At 72.6% G+C, this 723-nt stretch carries 1 protein-coding gene; it reads right to left on the bottom strand.

All coding sequences use genetic code 11. From position 1 onward, the window contains the following. Window positions 1-723, bottom strand: a 723-nt coding sequence (locus tag OG562_RS45890; protein ID WP_266409971.1) for a polyketide synthase, incomplete at both ends; no start/stop codon positions are given.

The raw sequence follows: 723 nt of genomic DNA, 5'->3' as shown, positions 1-723 counted from the left end.
TGGGAGGGGCCGTTCGGGGCGGTCAGGCCGTTGGACGCGCCGTCCTGGTTGAGCGCCGAGCCACGAACGACCGCCAGGACGGGGTGGCCGTTGCGCCGCGCGTCCGACAGCCGTTCCAGCAACAGGACGCCCGCGCCCTCGGCCAGGCCGAACCCGTCCGCGTCGTCCGAGAACGCCTTGCAGCGCGAGGTCGCCGACAACGCGCCCATCCGCCGGAAGCCGATGAAGATGTCGGGCGTCGGCATCACCACCACACCGCCCGCCAGCGCCAGTTCGCTCTCCCCGCGCCGCAGCGACTGGACGGCCAGATGCAGGGCCACCAGAGAGGACGAGCACGCCGTGTCGACCGTGATCGCCGGGCCTTCGAGACCGTACGCGTACGCCAGCCGGCCGGAGATCACGCTGGTGACGCTGCCGGTGATGACGTAGTCCTGCACGGCCTGGGGCGCGTTGCTCGACCGTGGGCCGTAGGCGTGGGACATCGCGCCGACGAAGACCCCGGTACGGCTGCCGCGCAGCGTCGTCGGGTCGATGCCCGCCCGCTCGCATGCCTCCCAGGAGGTCTCGAGGAGCAGCCGCTGCTGCGGGTCCATGGCCAGGGCCTCGCGCGGGCTGATCCCGAAGAAGTCCGCGTCGAACTCGCTGACGTCCCGCAGGAAGCCGCCTTGCAGCGGTTCGGAGTCGTCCAGGCCGAAGGCGGCCCCGGTCTGCGGCCAGCCCCGG

Origin of the sequence: Streptomyces sp. NBC_01275 (assembly GCF_026340655.1) — a bacterium.
Taxonomy (GTDB): domain Bacteria; phylum Actinomycetota; class Actinomycetes; order Streptomycetales; family Streptomycetaceae; genus Streptomyces.
The sequence above is the reverse complement of the archived record's forward strand: the minus strand, read 5'-3'. Positions and strand labels throughout refer to the sequence as shown.